The sequence below is a fragment of the Enterobacter sp. K510 genome, assembly GCF_055804875.1.
In genome coordinates this window covers 13,109-29,887 of sequence record NZ_JBNRLQ010000001.1, presented here as the reverse complement: position 1 = coordinate 29,887, position 16,779 = coordinate 13,109, and the positions used below count along the sequence as shown (strand labels likewise).

Sequence of the window (16,779 nt, the reverse complement as noted above, 5' to 3'; positions counted from 1 at the left end):
ATCATGAAATTTGCAACGATAGGGCTGTTACTGCTGGCAGTGCCCGGAACAGCGATACTGCCAGCCTGGGCTGAGGAGTATCAGTGGCAGACTGCGCCCGGGGAGCAATTCCAGGCGCAGCTGACCATCAAAGAGGCTATTTTGCGCGCCTTCGCCCGTAATCCAAAAATTGCTCAGGCGGCGGCGCAAATCCAGGTGGGGAAAGCCAATCTTTCCGAAGCGGAAAGCGCATGGTTTCCACAGGTGTCTTTACAGGGGAACGTCGGGCGTTCGCACCGTACCGATTCGGCCGGATCGCTGAGCAGTAACGGCGCGGGGGGCGTCAGCTTAAAACAGCTGATTTACGACTTTGGTAAAACCGGCGGCAGCATTGACGAGCAGCATGAGCTGTCGGATGCCTACCGTTACGATCTCTACAATGCGCTTAATGAAGTCGGCATGGAGACGCTGCAAACCTACTTGCAGGTTAAGCGTCATCAGGCGCTGGCGGACGCGGCGCGTAAAAATATCGCCTCATTGAAGGCGGTGCAGGAGATGGCGGATCTGCGCGCCCAGGCCGGGCTGAGCTCGCAGTCTGACGTTTTACAGGCGCAGACGCGCATCGCCGGGCTGAACGCCACGCTCGCACAATACGAAGCCCAGACCCGCTCCGCGCAGGCTGCGCTGAGCGTGCTGACCGGCGTGGTGTCGGATACGCTGCCGGATCTGCCCGACGATCTGATGAAACAAAAAATCACCCTCAAATCGCTGCCGTACGAGCGCAGCAATGCCGTGCGCAGCGCCCAGTCGAAACAGCTGGCGGCGGAACAGCGCATCCGTCAGGTGCAGGCCCAGCACTGGCCGACGGTGTCGGTACAGGCGGGGCGAACCCGTTATCAGAACGAAAACAGCAGCTACTGGGATGATCAGGTGCAGCTTGTCGTGGACGCGCCCCTCTATCAGGGCGGTGCGGTCAGCGCGCGGGTGGATGCGGCGGAAGGCGATCGCGCTAATGCCCGCGCCCAGGTGGAGGCCAGCAAACTGGAGATGAATCAGCGCGCCGCCACTGCCTGGGCGGATCTCACCGGGGCGCAGCAGCGCCAGCGGGCAGGAGACGCGCAGTTTATCAGCGCCGATCGCGCCCGCGAGGTGTACCGCGATGAATATCGTCTCAGCAAGCGCAGCCTCAACGATCTTCTGAGTATTGAACAGGATGTCTTTCAGGCAGACACGGCCTCGATCACCGCGCGCTATGACGCCTGGGACGCCGCCGTCCGTTATGCCGGCGCCGCAGATAATCTGCTGGATATGCTGGGCATTGAACGCAGCCGCACTATTGGCGATACCCTGCCTTCACTTTAAGGAGCAGTAATGCAAGAGCCTGATACCGAAAGCTGGATCAATGTCATGGTGCGCGCGGCGGGGCGATTCGGCCTGCCTGCCGATGCCCCCGCGGTGCGCCAGCAAATGCGCTGGTTTGAAGCGCTGCCGCAGAGCGCCCGGCTGGAGCGCTTAAGCGGCCTGATGGGGCTACAGGTGCGCACGGTGCCGCTGGAGCGTATGCGCTGGAACGCGCAAAACCTGCCGGTGATCGTCCAGCTGGAGTCCGGGGAGTTGATGCTGCTGGAGTCTATTGACGCCGACGGGCTGGCGACCTACTGGTTGTCGGAAGGGGGCGATCTGGTGCGCGAAGAGCCGCTGGAAACGCTGCTCACCCGCGTCAGGCCGGAGGTGGTGATGCTGGGCATTGCCGCCCGTGGCCGCGATGCACGCATTGATGATTTCACCAAACCCTGGGAAGCGCACTGGTTCTGGCGGCACTTTCGCCACAGCGGACGCAAGCTGTCGGAGATCGCGCTCGCCTCACTGCTCGGCAACGTGCTGGCGCTGGCGGGGATTTTATTCTCTATGCAGGTGTACGACCGGGTGATCCCGGCCCAGTCGATCCCCACGCTGTGGGTGCTGTTTATCGGCGTGCTGTTCGCCGCCATGCTGGAGTTTTTTATTCGTCTCGCCCGTACCCATGTGTCGGACATTATGGGTAAGCATATCGATCTCAACGTCTCGTCGCTGTTTTTTGCCCGCGCGCTGGCGATCAAAAACGATGCCCGTCCGAAATCCACCGGTTCGTTTATTTCCCAGCTGCGTGAAATCGATCAGGTGCGCGAGCTGCTGACCTCCACCACCGTCGGTGCGGCGATGGACATTCCGTTCGTGCTGCTGTTCCTCGGCATTATGACGCTGGTGGGCGGCCCGCTGGTGGCGATCCCGCTGATCGCTATTCCGCTGATCGTCATCCCCGGCATCCTGGTGCAGTGGCCAATGGCGAAACTGGCCAAAGAGGGGATGCGCGAAAGCGCCATTCGTAACGCGGTGCTGGTGGAGTCCATCGAAGGGGTGGAGGACATCAAAGCGCTCCAGGCGGAACCCTATTTCCAGCGCCAGTGGGAACACACTCATGCGGTAGGCGCGGGGATCGGCATGAAGCAGCGCGTGTGGGGCGCACGGCTCAGCGGCTGGGCCTCCACCGTGCAGCAAATTACCTACGCCGGAATGCTGGTGTTCGGCTGTTATCTGGTGATGGAAGGCAGTATCACCACCGGGACGCTGGTGGCCTGTAGCTTGCTGTCGTCGCGTACCATCGCGCCGCTGATGCAGCTCACTATGGTGTTCTCCCGCTGGCAGCACGCCAAAACGGCGATGAACGGCCTGAACGATCTGCTGAAAAAACCGCTGGATAAAACCGCGGGGGAAAAAATGGCGCACTGCCCGGTGCTGGCAGGCCATTTCCAGATGCAGCAGGTGCAGTACAGCTACGATGTGGAAAAGGGCGAGCAGGCGGTGCAGATCCCCGAACTGGAGATCAAACCGGGGGAACGCGTGGCGATCCTCGGAAAAACCGGCGCCGGAAAATCCACCCTGCTGAAACTGCTCTCCGGTCAGGCGCAGGCCAGTAAGGGCAAAGTGATCATTGATGGCGTGGATATGGCGCATATCGATCCTGGCGATGTACGTCGCCAGCTGGGGTACCTTTCCCAGGATTCGCGGCTGTTTTTTGGCACGCTGCGACAAAACCTGATGCTCGGCCATCCCCACGCCACCGAAGCAGAGCTGATCCAGGCGCTGCGCATCAGCGGGGCGATCGGCATGGTGCAGCAGGATGCCGCCAGCCTCGACCGTTTGATCAACGAAGGCGGGCGCGGGCTGTCCGGCGGACAGCGGCAGATGGTGCTGTTAAGCCGCCTGATCGTGCGCAATCCGCAAATCGTGCTGATGGATGAGCCCACCGCGTCGATGGATGAGCAACTGGAAGCCTGGGTGATCCGCCAGCTCTCCCAGTGGCTGACCGGGCGCACGCTGGTACTGGTGACGCACCGTCCGGCGCTGCTCAATCTGGTGGACCGCATTGTGGTAATGGAGAACGGCAAAATCGTTGCCGACGGGCCGCGCGATACGCTGATCAAGCAGGCGGTGCGCAACAGCAGCGTCTCGTCAGTCGCATAAGGAGAACGCCATGAGTCAATTAAGTATGCAGGACGATCTGGCGCGCCAGGGCCGCTTTTACTCCTCGGTGATCTGGCTGACGCTGATCGGTCTGCTGTTTTTTGTCGTCTGGGCCTGGTGGGCGGTGCTGGATGAAGTGACGGTCGGCACCGGCAAGATCACCCCCTCCAGCCACGCGCAGGTGATCGACAGCCTCGACGGCGGCATTGTCAGCGGCCTGCTGGTGAAAGAGGGGGATATTGTCGAACGCGGGCAGCTGCTGGCGCGCCTCGATCCTACCCGTTTTCAGTCGAACTACGGCGAGGCGGCGTCACGGGTGCGCACGCTGCGCGCCTCCAGCGAGCGTCTGCGTTCCGAGCTGACCGGCGAGCCGCTGCGCTTTAGCGCCGAGTCAATGCGCGAGCCGGACCTGGTGGCCCGTGAGCGGCAGCTGTATGAGTCGCGGCGGCGAAACCTCAATGAGACGGTAGCAAATCTGCAAAAAACCTATCAGCTGGTGATGTCGGAGCTGCGTCTGACGCAGCCGCTGGTGGCCAAAGGGGCGGCGAGCCAGGTGGAGGTGATCCGCCTGCAACGGCAGGCCGCCGAGTTGCAGGGCAAAATCGACGATGCCCGTAACCAGTTTGCGGTGCGCGCCCGCGAGGAGCAGGTGAAAAACAATGCCGATCTGGACGCGCAGATCCAGGTGATGTCCGGTAAAGCGGACCAGGTGGATCGCGCCTCGCTGTTTTCGCCGGTGCGCGGCATCGTAAAAGACATTCAGGTGACCACCGTCGGCGGCGTGCTGCAACCGGGCGGTAAGCTGATGGAGATCGTGCCGTTAGAAGATCAGCTGTTAGTTGAGACGCGCATCAATCCGCGGGATATTGCCTATATCCGTCCGGGCTTACCGGCTACCGTAAAGGTGACGGCCTATGATTCGTCAATTTACGGGGATTTAAGCGGCAAGGTGGAAGTGGTATCGCCGGACACCTTGCAGGATGAGGTGAAGCGGGATCAGTTTTATTACCGGGTGTATGTGCGCACCTCAAAAGCCGAGCTGCATAACAAGAGCGGCAAAAGCTTCCCGATTTTACCGGGTATGGTGGCGAACGTGGAGATCAAGACCGGACAGAAAACGGTTATGGATTATCTCATCAAGCCGCTGAACAAGGTCAACGAGGCGTTGCGGGAGCGGTAATTTCGCCCCCCTCCCGGCAAATCAGGGCCGGGGTGAGGGGAGAAGCACGGATTTAACGGCCCGCGTGTTTCATAATGCGGGCTTTATCCACCGCCCACTCTTTATCTTTCACATCGTTACGCTTGTCGTGCTGCTTCTTACCTTTCGCCACGCCGATTTTCACTTTGCACCAGGCGTTCTTCCAGTACAGTGACAGCGCCACCACCGTATAGCCATCGCGGTTGATACGGCCATACAGCGTATCCAGCTCGCGCTGGTTCAGCAGCAGTTTGCGGGTACGGGTGGGATCGCAAACCACATGGGTGGAGGCGACGGCCATCGGCGTAAAGTTGGCGCCAAACAGGAAAGCTTCGCCATCGATCAGGATGACATAGCTGTCGCTGATATTGGCTTTGCCGGCGCGCAGCGATTTAACTTCCCAGCCCTGCAGGGCCAGACCCGCTTCAAATTCATCTTCGATAAAATATTCATGGCGGGCGCGCTTGTTGAGCGCGATGGTGGCTGAGCCAGGTTTGTGTGCTTTTTTCTTGGTCATAATGCCGCTCAGTATAGGTAATCTGATGTTATAAAAACACCCCATTCCGTCCTGCGAGGTGTAACGCGTTATATTAGCACGAGTTGCGGCTAAGCGTTTTCCTTTCCTGGGAGGGAGATGTTATTATTTATAGGGTGTAGATCCCAGGAAAACGCTATGCCTCAGATTAGCCGATCTGCGTTAGTGCCTTACAGCGCAGAACAGATGTATCAGTTAGTAAACGACGTGAAGTCCTATCCGGAGTTCTTGCCCGGCTGCACCGGTAGCCGCGTGCTGGAGTCCGGTCCGACGCAGATGACCGCCGCCGTGGATGTTTCGAAAGCGGGCATCAGTAAAACGTTTACCACACGCAATACATTGACCAGCAATCAAAGCATTTTGATGCACCTGGTCGATGGCCCTTTCAAAAAGCTGATGGGCGGATGGAAGTTTACCCCACTCAGCCCCGAGGCCTGTCGCGTCGAGTTTCAGCTCGATTTTGAATTCACCAATAAGCTCATTGAACTGGCGTTTGGCCGCATCTTTAAAGAGCTGGCGATGAACATGGTTCAGGCCTTTACCCATCGCGCCAAAGAGGTTTACAGTGCCGGGTAAGATGGCGGTAGAAGTGGCCTATGCGCTGCCGGAAAAGCAGTATCTGCAACGGGTTACGCTGAACGAGGGCGCAACCGTTGAAGAGGCGATCCGCGCCTCCGGGCTGCTGGAACTGCGTCCGGATATTTCGCTGACCGGGAACAAAGTCGGTATTTTCAGCCGCCCGGTGAAGCTGGCTGACGAGCTGCACGATGGCGATCGCGTTGAGATTTACCGCCCGCTGATCGCCGATCCGAAAGAGCTGCGTCGCAAGCGGGCAGAAAAAAGCGCGGACAAAGAGAAGTAATTTTTCAGATGCGGGCTGTGAGTGTTTTCAATAGTGGATTAAGGCGGGCGCTGGCATTTTTGTATGGCGACGCGCTGTTAAACTGAATCATGCGCCCGCGAGTCCATTTTCCATACCAGGGATTGTGATAAAGCTCTTCGTCGCTCCAGCTTTCAACCAGGGCCAAAAGTTGCCGTTGGTTGTTATCCAACAGAAAAAGCAATTCTGCCCATGAACGGATATGGGCATAATCGGCGTAATATTTCTGTGCGAGCTTTCCAAGTTCATTCCATTTGAAGCCTTTCGCCGGAAAGTCGATTTCTTCGCCTGATGCTTCCTGACGATGCCAAAAGATTACCTGTTCACCCCAGCCAATTAAATAGCTCACCAACTGAGCAGCACTGATTTGTGTGCCAGAGACATGACCTGCCAGCCTATTTTCAAAGGCTATTTCTGCCGGAATGCGTTCAAGTTTTTTACGCAGGGCTTGCGAAGTTTTTTCCATTTCTTTAAGCAAAGCGATTTTACTTTCCGGTACAGGCATGACGTCTCCTAAAAAAATGACGCCATCAGGCGTCATTTCAGATTTTGAAGCTACTCGTTTGTCAGCGCAGGTTTGTTGTCTATATTGGTCAGTACGCCGTTGCTGTTAAAGGTCAGCGTCAGGGTCTGCTGCGTCACATCTTCATGGCCGGGTTGCTGACGGAAGACGTAGAACCAGGTGTTAGTACCGAACGGATCGGTCACCATCGGCGTGCCGAGCGCGTAAGCAACCTGTTGTTGCGTCATACCGATACGGATTTTTGATACGTCGTTAGGTGCCAGGTAGTTGCCCTGATTAATATCAGGACGGTACACCACTCGCTCCAGAGTGGAACAACCTGCGGTCAACATCAGAAGAACCGCTGCGGCAGCAGTCAGCGTTTTACAGCGCATAGTGATTTCATTCCTTTTCGGGCCAGAGCAGTACGCGGCTCATTGGTAATATGCCGATGATAATAGACCTTTAGTCACATTAAAACCTTTATACACTTCATCTTTCAGGCTGCCTCGTCGTTGGCTGCGTTCACTCACCCCAGTCACATAGTGAACTATGCTCCCGGGGATTCGTTCGCTTGCCGCCTTGATGCAACCTGAATGCTTTTGTGTAATTACACTTCATCCTTCAGGCTGCCTCGTCGTTGGCTGCGTTCACTCACCCCAGTCACATAGTGAACTATGCTCCCGGGGATTCGTTCGCTTGCCGCCTTGATGCAACCTGAATGCTTTTGTGTATACACTTCATCCTTCAGGCTGCCTCATCGTTGGCTACCTGAAGGTGTATGTGTAGCAGTATCCGGTCTTACGGCGATTTAATGTTTCACTATGACTCTGAATTGCTGAAAAAGTTTAGGCCGCCAGCAGCTCTTTGGCGTTTGCCAGCGTATTACGGGTGACTTCGCTGCCACCCAGCAGACGCGCCAGCTCCTGCAGACGGGCGCGTTTGTCCAGCGGCTGCATGTGCGTTTCGGTCATGGCGCCGTCCGTCTCTTTACTGACATAGAAGTGGTGATGCCCGCAACCCGCCACCTGCGGCAGGTGGGTGACGCACATTACCTGCGTGGATTCGCCCAGCTGGCGCAGCAGTTTGCCTACCACCGCCGCGGTCGGGCCGCTGATCCCCACATCCACTTCATCGAAAATCAGCGCCGGGGTTTCCATTTTACGGGCGGTGATCACCTGGATGGCCAGCGCGATACGCGAAAGCTCACCACCGGAGGCCACTTTTGAAATCGGCTGCAACGGCTGACCCGGGTTAGTGGTCACGCGGAATTCGATGCGATCCGCGCCTTCCTGGGTTAAATGGCGATCATCGAAACTGACGTCAATGTTAAACACGCCGTGCGGCATCGAAAGTGAGTGCATACTTTCAGTGATTAACCCACCCAGCTCCTGCGCATACTTCACGCGCTCGGCATGCAGTTGCTGCGCGGTAGCCAGCGCCTGCTGATGATGTTTTTGCACCGCCAGCGATAAGGTTTCCTGCGAGTCGGCCTGATCGTCCAGCAGTTGCTGTTCGTCGAGCAGATTCTGATGGAACTGCGCCAGTTCTTCCGGGCTGATGTGATGCTTACGCGCCAGCGAAATATACTTCGCGATACGCTGTTCCAGCTCGAACAGACGGTTTGGATCGAGATCGAGGCGATCGCAGTAATGGCGCAGCTCTTCGCTGGCTTCGCTGATCTGGATGGCAGCCTCTTCCAGCATATCGAGCACGCCGGAAAGTTTCGTGTCCATACCCGCCAGCTCTGTCACCAGCTGACGCGCGGTATACAGCTGGCTTTGCAGGTTGGCGTCGTCATCGTCCGCCAGCAGATTGAGCGCACTCTGACTGGTGCTGAGCAGCTGGCCGCTGTTAGCCAGACGTTTGTACTCTTCGTCGATCTGCTCGAATTCGCCCGTCTGCGGGTTAAATTCATTCAGCTCTTTCAGCTGATAGTGCAGCAGTTCAGCGCGCGCGCTGCGCTCCTGGCTGAGCTGCTGATGCTGCGCCAGTTCGCGGCAGCTCAGATTCCACTGACGATAATGCTCCGCCATCTGCTGCATCAGCACCGACTCACCGGCATAGCCGTCGAGCAGGGATTTCTGATGTTCAGGTTTGATTAACTGCTGATGGGCGTGCTGGCCATGGATCTGGATGAGCAGTTGTCCCAGCTCGCGCAGCTGCGAGAGGGGGACAGCCGTACCGTTAATAAAGCCACGGGAACGGCCATCGCTGCTGATCACGCGACGAAGTAAACACTCACGTCCGTCTTCAAGCTGATTAGCTTCGAGCCAGCGCAGCGCGGCAGGAGTGTCTTTAAGGGAGAAGCGGGCGCAGAGATCGGCGCGCGAGGCGTCGGTGCGCACCATGTCGGCGTCGGCGCGACCGCCGAGGCACAGACCGAGCGCATCAATAGCAATAGACTTACCGGCACCGGTTTCCCCGGTGATGGCGGTCATCCCGCTGTGAAAATCAATTTCAAGCTCACGTACGATTGCAAAGTTGCTGATGGTCAGTTGTGCCAACATAGCTGCTTTCCTGTATGAAAAACCATAACTGTGTTTTCGTACAGTATAAACTGGTTTTATATCCAGTAAAGCCCTGGCGCTGAAATTAAAACAATTTTTTTGACCACCCGAGCTTGGAACTTAATGTATTGAAATAGTTATAATCTTTCGGATGGATCAGATTCAGGTGATAGTCACAGCGGCGGATCAGCACGTCCTCACCCTCCTGAATCGGCAGAGCGATCTGGCTGTCGCAGCTAATTTCCAGATCGCTGCGGCGGTGCGAGAAGCGCAGGCGAATGGTGCTGCTGCTGTTGATCACCAGCGGCCTTGCCGAGAGTGTGTGCGGGAACATCGGCACCAGCGTAATGGCGTCCAGCTGCGGCGTCAGAATAGGGCCGCCCGCCGAGAGCGAGTAGGCGGTCGAGCCGGTGGGCGTGGAAATGATCAGGCCGTCCGAGCGTTGTGAAAAGGCAAACACTTCGTCGATGTAGACTTCAAATTCAATCATGTGCGCCACTTTGCCAGGGTGCAGCACCACTTCGTTAATGGCGGTGCTGATGCGCTTCTGGCAGTCCTGCTGACAGACCTGCGCTTCCAGCAAAAAACGTTTTTCCGCGATGTAATGGCCTTCTAATACGTCAGCCAGCTGCTGCTGAGCATTGTCCGGATCGAGATCGGTTAAGAAACCCAGGTTGCCACGGTTGATGCCGATGACGCTGATGTCATAGCGGGCCAGCGTGCGCGCCGCTCCCAGCATATTGCCGTCGCCGCCTACCACCACCGCCAGATCCGCCTGCTGACCAATTTCGGCAAGTGTGCCCGTCTTCACATTTTTGAGACGAAGTTCCTGGGCAATCTGTTGCTCGACAATGACATCGTAGCCATTACCGCACAGCCAGCGATAGAGCATTTCATGTGTGGTCAGGGCGGTAGGGTGGCGGGGATGTCCCACAATACCAATACACTTGAAATGATTATTCATATTCTGGAGATCCTTGTGCCGGATGATGATGACAATCTCGCTGCTTCCCTTGAATCCCGGAAACATATCCCCATAATAAGCGAAGTTAGCGAGATGAATGCAAAAAAACGCGGAGAAATTCATGAGCAGTAAAGAACAGAAAACGCCTGAGGGGCAAGCCCCGGAAGAAATTATCACGGAACAGCACGAAGAGGTCGAGGCGACAGAGTCAGACGCTTCTGTTGAGCAGGTGGATCCGCGCGATGAACAGATTGCGAACCTCGAAGCGCAATTAGCCGAAGCGCAAAATCGCGAGCGCGAGAGTGTGCTGCGTATCAAAGCGGAAATGGAAAACCTGCGCCGCCGTACTGAGCTGGACGTTGAGAAGGCGCATAAATTTGCGCTGGAGAAGTTTATCAACGAACTGCTGCCGGTGGTCGACAGCCTGGATCGCGCCCTCGAGGTAGCCGATAAATCCAACCCGGATCTGGCGCCGATGGTCGAAGGTATTGAGCTGACCATGAAATCGATGCTGGATGTGGTGGGTAAATTCGGTGTGGGCGTCGTGGCCGATACTAACGTGCCGCTGGATCCCAACGTGCATCAGGCCATTGCCATGGTGGAATCCGATGAGGTGGCTGCCGGTAACGTGCTGGGCGTGATGCAAAAAGGCTATACGCTGAACGGTCGTACGCTGCGCGCGGCGATGGTTACCGTCGCTAAAGCGAAAGCTTAAGCGGGGGTTTTAGTGCCGGGGGGCGGTTAACGCCTTACCCGGCCAGTTTATTCCCCGACGCTGTCCCGCAGCGGTTTCACCGGGATCACCTGCACCTGCTTAATCATATTTTCCTGCACATCCAGAATATCAATATCATACTGCCCGATCCGCACCCGCGTGCCGGTGGCCGGGATCTCTTCCAGCGCTTCCAGCAGCATGCCGTTGACGGTGCGCGCTTCTTCTTCCGGTAAGTGCCAGTTAAACGCTTTGTTGATTTCACGCACGTTGGCGGTGCCGTCGATGATCACCGAGCCGTCGTTCTGCGGCGTCACTTCTTCTGCCAGCGTCGGTGACATGGAAGTGGTGAAGTCGCCGACGATCTCTTCCAGAATGTCTTCCACGGTCAGCAGACCCTGAATATCGCCATACTCATTGACCACCAGACCGACTTTCTTTTTATTACGCTGGAATTTCACCAGCTGAATGCTGAGCGGCGTCCCTTCAGGGATATAGTAAATTTCATCCGCTGCACGCAGCATCACCTCTTTGGTGAACTCGTTTTTCTCGGTCATCAGACGATAAGCTTCGCGTACGCGCAGCATGCTGATGGCGTTATCCGGCGAATCCCGCCACAGCACAATACGGCCATGGGGCGAGTGCGTCAGCTGACGGACAATCGACTTCCAGTCATCGTTAATATCGATCCCTACAATGTCGTTACGCGGCACCATGATGTCGTTAACGCTGACCTTTTCCAGATCCAGCACCGACAGCAGCATATCCTGATTGCGCCGGGAAATTTGCGAACGCGATTCATTCACGATGGTACGCAGTTCGTCTTTACTGAGCGCGCCGCTGACCACCACATCCGCCTTGATGCCGACCATACGCATCAGCAGGCGCGTCACCATATTTAGCAGCCATACCAGCGGCATCATGATGATTTGCAGCGGGCCGAGCAGGACGCTACTCGGGAAGGCGACCTTTTCCGGATAGAGCGCGGCAATCGTCTTCGGCAGCACTTCCGCAAACACCAGCACCACAAAGGTCAACACCCCGGTGGCGATGGCAACGCCAGCGTTACCGTACAGGCGCATACCAACGATAGTGGCGATGGCCGAAGCAAGAATGTTGACGAGGTTATTGCCGATCAGCACCAGGCTGATTAAACGGTCCGGCTTGCGCAGCAGCTTTTCGACGCGCTTGGCCGCTCGGTTGCCGTGCTTCGCCAGATGGCGTAGCCGGTAACGGTTCAGCGTCATCATGCCGGTTTCAGAGCCGGAGAAGTACGCCGAGACGATCACCATGATGATCAGCGTGATGATGAGGGTGGTGGTTGATATATGTTCCAGGGGAAAATCCTTTGTTTCGTTAGCCTGCCAGCTGCTGTAACACGCGGCTGCCGAAGTAGGCCAGCGTCAGCAGACCTGCGCCCGCCACGTTAAACCAGACGACCGGACGTCCGCGCCAGCCTTCATGATAATGGCCCCACAGCAGCACGATATAGAGGAACCAGGCGATAATCGACAGCACGGCTTTATCAATATTTTCCATGCTGAACAGGTTGTGCATATAGAACAGCCCGGTGCACAGGGTCAGGGTCAGCAGCACGACGCCAATCTGCGTGATATGAAACATTTTACGCTCAATACTCATCAGCGGCGGCATTTCACTGCTGAAGGCGAGGCGTTTGTTCTTCAACTGATAATCTATCCACGCCAGTTGCAGCGCGTACATGGCGGCAATGATCAGCGTCGCGTAGGAGAACAGCGACAGGCCGATATGCACCATCATGCCGGGGGTGGTTTCCAGATGGGTGATGTATTCGTTAGGCACGAAAATGGCAAACGCCAGATTGATCAGCGCAAAGGCGTAGACAATCGGCAGCAGCAGCCAGCCGCGATTCTTTGAGGCGACGATAGTCATTACCGTACAAATCATCAGGCTGACCAGCGAGCCGACGTTCAGCAGGCTTAAATTCTGGCCGCCTTCGCCTGGCGGAAAAATGCGCGCTTCAAGGGCAACGGCATGACTGACCAGTGCGATAACGGCCGAGACGATAGCCATGCGCCGCCATCCACTGTTTTTTTGCAGCAAACCGGGAATAATCAGCGCCAGGCTGATGGAGTAGGCAATGAGCGCAATCAGTGCAAAAACGGGCATATAAGTGTCGATAGTGGCTAGTAGAGAAAGAAAAGCAGTATAGCGTCAGGTGACGTTGGCTCCAACCGTTGCATCACAACAAAGGCGGCTTCATGTTATACTGCGGCAAAATCGTATGTATGTGTCGCTTCATGCGGCCAACGTTTCTGACTCAGGCGAGAGACAATGTTTGATAATTTAACCGATCGTTTGTCGCGCACGTTGCGCAACATCAGTGGCCGTGGACGCCTCACCGAAGAAAACATCAAAGAAACGCTCCGCGAAGTGCGCATGGCGCTGCTCGAGGCGGACGTTGCCCTGCCGGTTGTGCGCGATTTCATCAACCGGGTTAAAGAAAAATCGGTTGGCCAGGATGTGAATAAAAGCCTGACCCCGGGCCAGGAGTTCATCAAAATCGTACGCGGCGAACTGGTCGCGGCGATGGGTGAAGAAAACCAGGTGCTTAACCTGGCCGCGCAGCCGCCAGCCGTGGTGCTGATGGCGGGTTTACAGGGCGCGGGTAAAACCACCAGCGTCGGTAAGCTGGGTAAATTCCTGCGCGAGAAGCATAAAAAGAAAGTGCTGGTAGTGTCGGCGGACGTGTATCGCCCGGCGGCGATCAAACAGCTGGAAACCCTGGCGCAGCAGGTAGGCGTCGATTTCTTCCCGTCCGACGTTGCCCAGAAACCGCTGGAAATCGTTAATGCGGCGCTGAAAGAAGCGAAGCTGAAGTTCTACGACGTGCTGCTGGTGGATACCGCCGGTCGTCTGCACGTTGACGAAGCGATGATGGACGAAATCAAACAGGTTCACGCCGCGATCAAGCCGGTGGAAACGCTGTTTGTGGTCGATGCCATGACCGGTCAGGATGCGGCGAATACCGCCAAAGCCTTCAACGAAGCGCTGCCGCTGACCGGCGTGGTGCTGACCAAAGTGGACGGCGATGCCCGCGGCGGTGCGGCGCTCTCCATTCGTCATATTACCGGTAAGCCGATCAAGTTCCTCGGCGTCGGCGAGAAAACCGAAGCGCTGGAGCCGTTCCATCCGGATCGTATCGCGTCCCGTATTCTCGGCATGGGCGACGTGCTGTCGCTGATCGAAGATATCGAAAGCAAAGTTGACCGCGCGCAGGCTGAAAAGCTGGCGACCAAACTGAAAAAAGGCGACGGCTTCGATCTGACCGACTTCCTGGAGCAGCTGCGCCAGATGAAAAACATGGGCGGTATGGCAAGCCTGATGGGCAAGCTGCCGGGCATGGGGCAGATCCCGGACAACGTTAAATCGCAGATGGACGATAAAGTGCTGGTGCGTATGGAGGCGATCATTAACTCAATGACGCTGAAAGAGCGCGCGAAGCCGGAAATCATTAAAGGTTCCCGCAAGCGCCGCATCGCCGCCGGTTGCGGCATGCAGGTGCAGGACGTTAACCGCCTGCTGAAGCAGTTCGACGACATGCAGCGCATGATGAAGAAGATGAAGAAGGGCGGGATGGCGAAAATGATGAGAGGCATGAAAGGGATGATGCCCCCAGGATTCCCGGGTCGATAAATATCCCGGCCTGGCTTGTTTGCCATTTTGACGCCGGGGTGTGCTCGTCACCGTCACGTACTACGTGTACGCTCCGGCGACTCCGCGCACGCCGACGTCAAACTGCCTGCACCGCCGACGGCCTTAAATCTCCCCTTTGCTATATCTTGATTGCATTTCCCCCAGAAATCAGTAAAATTTTCGGGCTTTTAATATAACACCGGGCTCCGTCCCTCCGAGGGGGCCCGGTGTTTTATTCACACAAGAGGATGTTATGGTAACTATTCGTTTAGCACGTCACGGCGCTAAAAAGCGTCCGTTCTACCAGGTTGTTGTTACTGACAGCCGTAACGCACGTAACGGTCGCTTCATTGAGCGCGTTGGTTTCTTCAACCCGATCGCCAGCGAAAAAGAAGAAGGCACCCGCCTGGATCTGGATCGCATCGCTCACTGGGTTGGCCAGGGCGCAACTATCTCTGATCGCGTATCTGCGCTGATCAAAGAAGCAAAAAAAGCAGCTTAATCTGTCACGGTGGTCATGATGAGCAAGCAACTCGCCGCAAAAGTCCCTGTTGAACCGGTTGTACTGGGCAAAATGGGTTCTTCCTACGGTATTCGTGGTTGGCTCAGAGTGTTTTCCTCCACCGAAGACGCCGAAAGCATTTTTGACTATCAGCCCTGGTTTATCCAGAAGGCGGGTCAGTGGGAGCAGGTACAGCTGGAAAGCTGGAAGCACCACAATCAGGATCTGATCATCAAGCTGAAAGGCGTTGACGATCGTGACAGCGCGAATCTACTGACTAATTGCGAAATTATGGTAGATACCTCGCAGTTGCCGGCCCTCACCGATGGCGACTACTACTGGAAAGACCTTATTGGCTGCCAGGTAGTGACCACCGAAGGGTACGGGCTGGGTAAAGTCATTGATATGATGGAAACCGGCTCCAATGACGTTCTCGTCATCAAGGCAAACCTGAAAGATGCATTTGGTATCAAGGAGCGGTTGGTTCCGTTCCTCGATGGGCAGGTTATCAAGAATGTCGATCTCACTACTCGCACCATTGAAGTAGATTGGGATCCTGGTTTTTAAAACCTCCGGATAAATAGTAAAAGTCGGTGCTAAGGGGATTGGCGCGTGTTTATTGGTATCGTTAGCCTGTTTCCTGAGATGTTCCGTGCGATTACTGATTACGGGGTAACTGGCCGGGCTGTAAAAAATGGCCTGCTGAGCATCCAGAGCTGGAGTCCGCGTGATTTCGCTCATGACCGGCACCGTACCGTGGACGAACGTCCTTACGGCGGCGGACCGGGGATGTTGATGATGGTACAACCCTTGCGGGACGCCATCCACGCAGCGAAAGCCGCGGCGGGTGAAGGCGCAAAGGTGATTTATCTGTCACCTCAGGGACGCAAGCTTGATCAAGCGGGCGTCAGCGAGCTGGCAACGCATCAGAAGCTGATTCTGGTGTGTGGCCGCTACGAAGGGATAGATGAGCGCGTAATCAAAACCGAGATTGACGAAGAATGGTCTGTCGGCGATTACGTTCTCAGCGGTGGAGAGTTACCCGCAATGACGCTGATTGACTCGGTTTCCCGGTTTATTCCGGGGGTACTGGGACATGAAGCCTCGGCAACTGAAGATTCCTTTGCCGATGGATTGCTGGACTGTCCGCACTATACCCGTCCTGAAGTGTTGGAAGGGATGGAAGTACCGGCAGTATTGCTGTCGGGGAACCATGCCGAGATACGTCGCTGGCGTCTGAAACAGTCGTTGGGCCGTACCTGGCTTAGAAGACCTGAACTTCTGGAAAACCTGGCTCTGACTGAAGAGCAAGCAAAGTTGCTGGCGGAGTTCAAAAAAGAGCACGCACAACAGCAGCATAAACATGATGGGCAGGCGTAAGCCCCCAAATATCAGTTTACCCAGGATAAGAGATTAAATTATGAGCAACATTATTAAGCAACTTGAACAAGAGCAGATGAAGCAGGACGTACCTTCCTTCCGTCCGGGTGACACCGTGGAAGTGAAAGTATGGGTTGTTGAAGGTTCCAAAAAACGTCTGCAGGCATTCGAGGGCGTGGTTATCGCTATTCGTAACCGCGGTCTGCACTCTGCATTCACTGTTCGTAAAATTTCCAACGGCGAAGGCGTTGAGCGTGTCTTCCAGACTCACTCTCCGGTAGTTGACAGCATTGCTGTTAAACGTCGTGGTGCTGTACGTAAAGCTAAACTGTACTACCTGCGTGAGCGCACTGGTAAGTCTGCTCGTATCAAAGAGCGTCTTAACTAAGATATCGCTTTCGCGACATCCCATCAGAAAAGGGCTGACCTCCGGGTCGG

Annotated in this window: 18 protein-coding genes; 11 read left to right on the top strand and 7 right to left on the bottom strand. The window is 56.1% G+C overall.

The window, feature by feature from the left end; all coding sequences use genetic code 11:
* The first annotated feature begins 3 nt into the window (after positions 1 to 3).
* From ACQUTD_RS00155 to ACQUTD_RS00145, 3 genes are read left to right on the top strand one after another with little or no spacing between them, the layout of a single operon-like run.
* Positions 4 to 1,341, top strand: a complete 1,338-nt coding sequence (locus ACQUTD_RS00155) for a TolC family outer membrane protein (protein ID WP_318364497.1) — start codon at positions 4 to 6, stop codon at positions 1,339 to 1,341.
* Between the two features lie 9 nt (positions 1,342 to 1,350).
* The gene (locus tag ACQUTD_RS00150; protein ID WP_318364496.1) at positions 1,351 to 3,483 is read left to right on the top strand and encodes a type I secretion system permease/ATPase; all 2,133 of its coding nucleotides are present in this window, start codon (positions 1,351 to 1,353) and stop codon (positions 3,481 to 3,483) included.
* Between the two features lie 10 nt (positions 3,484 to 3,493).
* Positions 3,494 to 4,663: a beta-barrel domain-containing protein gene (locus tag ACQUTD_RS00145; protein ID WP_072571544.1), complete on the top strand. Its 1,170-nt coding sequence runs from the start codon at positions 3,494 to 3,496 to the stop codon at positions 4,661 to 4,663.
* 52 nt (positions 4,664 to 4,715) lie between these two features.
* Here ACQUTD_RS00145 and smpB read toward each other — a convergent pair whose 3' ends face one another.
* Positions 4,716 to 5,198, bottom strand: a complete 483-nt coding sequence (gene smpB, locus ACQUTD_RS00140; protein WP_072571551.1) for an SsrA-binding protein SmpB — start codon at positions 5,196 to 5,198, stop codon at positions 4,716 to 4,718.
* A gap of 156 nt (positions 5,199 to 5,354) precedes the next feature.
* On the opposite strand from smpB, the gene ACQUTD_RS00135 reads away from it, so the two are divergent.
* Entirely contained in the window at positions 5,355 to 5,792 is a 438-nt protein-coding gene (locus tag ACQUTD_RS00135) for a type II toxin-antitoxin system RatA family toxin (RefSeq protein WP_199775938.1), read from the top strand.
* Complete coding sequence (locus tag ACQUTD_RS00130) at positions 5,782 to 6,078, top strand: RnfH family protein (protein ID WP_473276591.1); 297 nt, start codon at positions 5,782 to 5,784, stop codon at positions 6,076 to 6,078. The genes ACQUTD_RS00135 and ACQUTD_RS00130 overlap by 11 nt, the downstream gene beginning before the upstream one ends.
* Positions 6,079 to 6,082: 4 nt before the next feature.
* Here ACQUTD_RS00130 and ACQUTD_RS00125 read toward each other — a convergent pair whose 3' ends face one another.
* From ACQUTD_RS00125 to nadK, 4 genes are all read right to left on the bottom strand, one after another.
* Positions 6,083 to 6,601, bottom strand: a complete 519-nt coding sequence (locus ACQUTD_RS00125; RefSeq protein WP_473276589.1) for a ClbS/DfsB family four-helix bundle protein — start codon at positions 6,599 to 6,601, stop codon at positions 6,083 to 6,085.
* A gap of 50 nt (positions 6,602 to 6,651) precedes the next feature.
* Positions 6,652 to 6,993 (bottom strand): outer membrane protein assembly factor BamE, encoded by a 342-nt coding sequence (gene bamE / locus ACQUTD_RS00120; RefSeq protein WP_473276585.1) that lies wholly within the window; start codon positions 6,991 to 6,993, stop codon positions 6,652 to 6,654.
* Between the two features lie 453 nt (positions 6,994 to 7,446).
* Positions 7,447 to 9,108: a DNA repair protein RecN gene (gene recN / locus ACQUTD_RS00115; protein WP_321987895.1), complete on the bottom strand. Its 1,662-nt coding sequence runs from the start codon at positions 9,106 to 9,108 to the stop codon at positions 7,447 to 7,449.
* An 85-nt stretch (positions 9,109 to 9,193) separates the two neighbouring features.
* A complete protein-coding gene (gene nadK, locus ACQUTD_RS00110) occupies positions 9,194 to 10,072 on the bottom strand; it encodes an NAD(+) kinase (RefSeq protein WP_072571539.1) in 879 nt (292 codons plus the stop codon).
* Between the two features lie 121 nt (positions 10,073 to 10,193).
* On the opposite strand from nadK, the gene grpE reads away from it, so the two are divergent.
* On the top strand, positions 10,194 to 10,787 hold the full coding sequence (gene grpE / locus ACQUTD_RS00105; protein WP_158684906.1) for a nucleotide exchange factor GrpE: 594 nt from the start codon (positions 10,194 to 10,196) through the stop codon (positions 10,785 to 10,787).
* Positions 10,788 to 10,834: 47 nt separating this feature from the next.
* On the opposite strand, the gene ACQUTD_RS00100 is transcribed toward grpE, so the two are convergent.
* Both ACQUTD_RS00100 and ACQUTD_RS00095 read right to left on the bottom strand, forming a co-directional pair.
* Positions 10,835 to 12,121 carry a CNNM domain-containing protein gene (locus ACQUTD_RS00100; RefSeq protein ID WP_473276763.1) on the bottom strand — a complete coding sequence of 429 codons (1,287 nt, stop codon included), beginning with the start codon at positions 12,119 to 12,121 and terminating at the stop codon, positions 10,835 to 10,837.
* A gap of 19 nt (positions 12,122 to 12,140) precedes the next feature.
* The gene (locus ACQUTD_RS00095) at positions 12,141 to 12,932 is read right to left on the bottom strand and encodes a cytochrome C assembly family protein (RefSeq protein WP_318376778.1); all 792 of its coding nucleotides are present in this window, start codon (positions 12,930 to 12,932) and stop codon (positions 12,141 to 12,143) included.
* A 165-nt stretch (positions 12,933 to 13,097) separates the two neighbouring features.
* Here ACQUTD_RS00095 and ffh point away from each other — a divergent pair, with 165 nt between their 5' ends.
* The 5 genes from ffh to rplS all read left to right on the top strand — a co-directional run bounded on the left by ffh (position 13,098) and on the right by rplS (position 16,729).
* Positions 13,098 to 14,459, top strand: a complete 1,362-nt coding sequence (ffh, locus tag ACQUTD_RS00090; RefSeq protein ID WP_072571532.1) for a signal recognition particle protein — start codon at positions 13,098 to 13,100, stop codon at positions 14,457 to 14,459.
* 253 nt (positions 14,460 to 14,712) lie between these two features.
* A complete protein-coding gene (gene rpsP, locus ACQUTD_RS00085) occupies positions 14,713 to 14,961 on the top strand; it encodes a 30S ribosomal protein S16 (RefSeq protein ID WP_072571531.1) in 249 nt (82 codons plus the stop codon).
* A gap of 18 nt (positions 14,962 to 14,979) precedes the next feature.
* A complete protein-coding gene (gene rimM / locus ACQUTD_RS00080) occupies positions 14,980 to 15,528 on the top strand; it encodes a ribosome maturation factor RimM (RefSeq protein ID WP_072571530.1) in 549 nt (182 codons plus the stop codon).
* A 45-nt stretch (positions 15,529 to 15,573) separates the two neighbouring features.
* The gene (gene trmD, locus ACQUTD_RS00075) at positions 15,574 to 16,341 is read left to right on the top strand and encodes a tRNA (guanosine(37)-N1)-methyltransferase TrmD (RefSeq protein ID WP_072571529.1); all 768 of its coding nucleotides are present in this window, start codon (positions 15,574 to 15,576) and stop codon (positions 16,339 to 16,341) included.
* A 40-nt stretch (positions 16,342 to 16,381) separates the two neighbouring features.
* Positions 16,382 to 16,729: a 50S ribosomal protein L19 gene (rplS, locus tag ACQUTD_RS00070; protein ID WP_002914145.1), complete on the top strand. Its 348-nt coding sequence runs from the start codon at positions 16,382 to 16,384 to the stop codon at positions 16,727 to 16,729.
* The last annotated feature ends 50 nt before the right edge of the window (positions 16,730 to 16,779 follow it).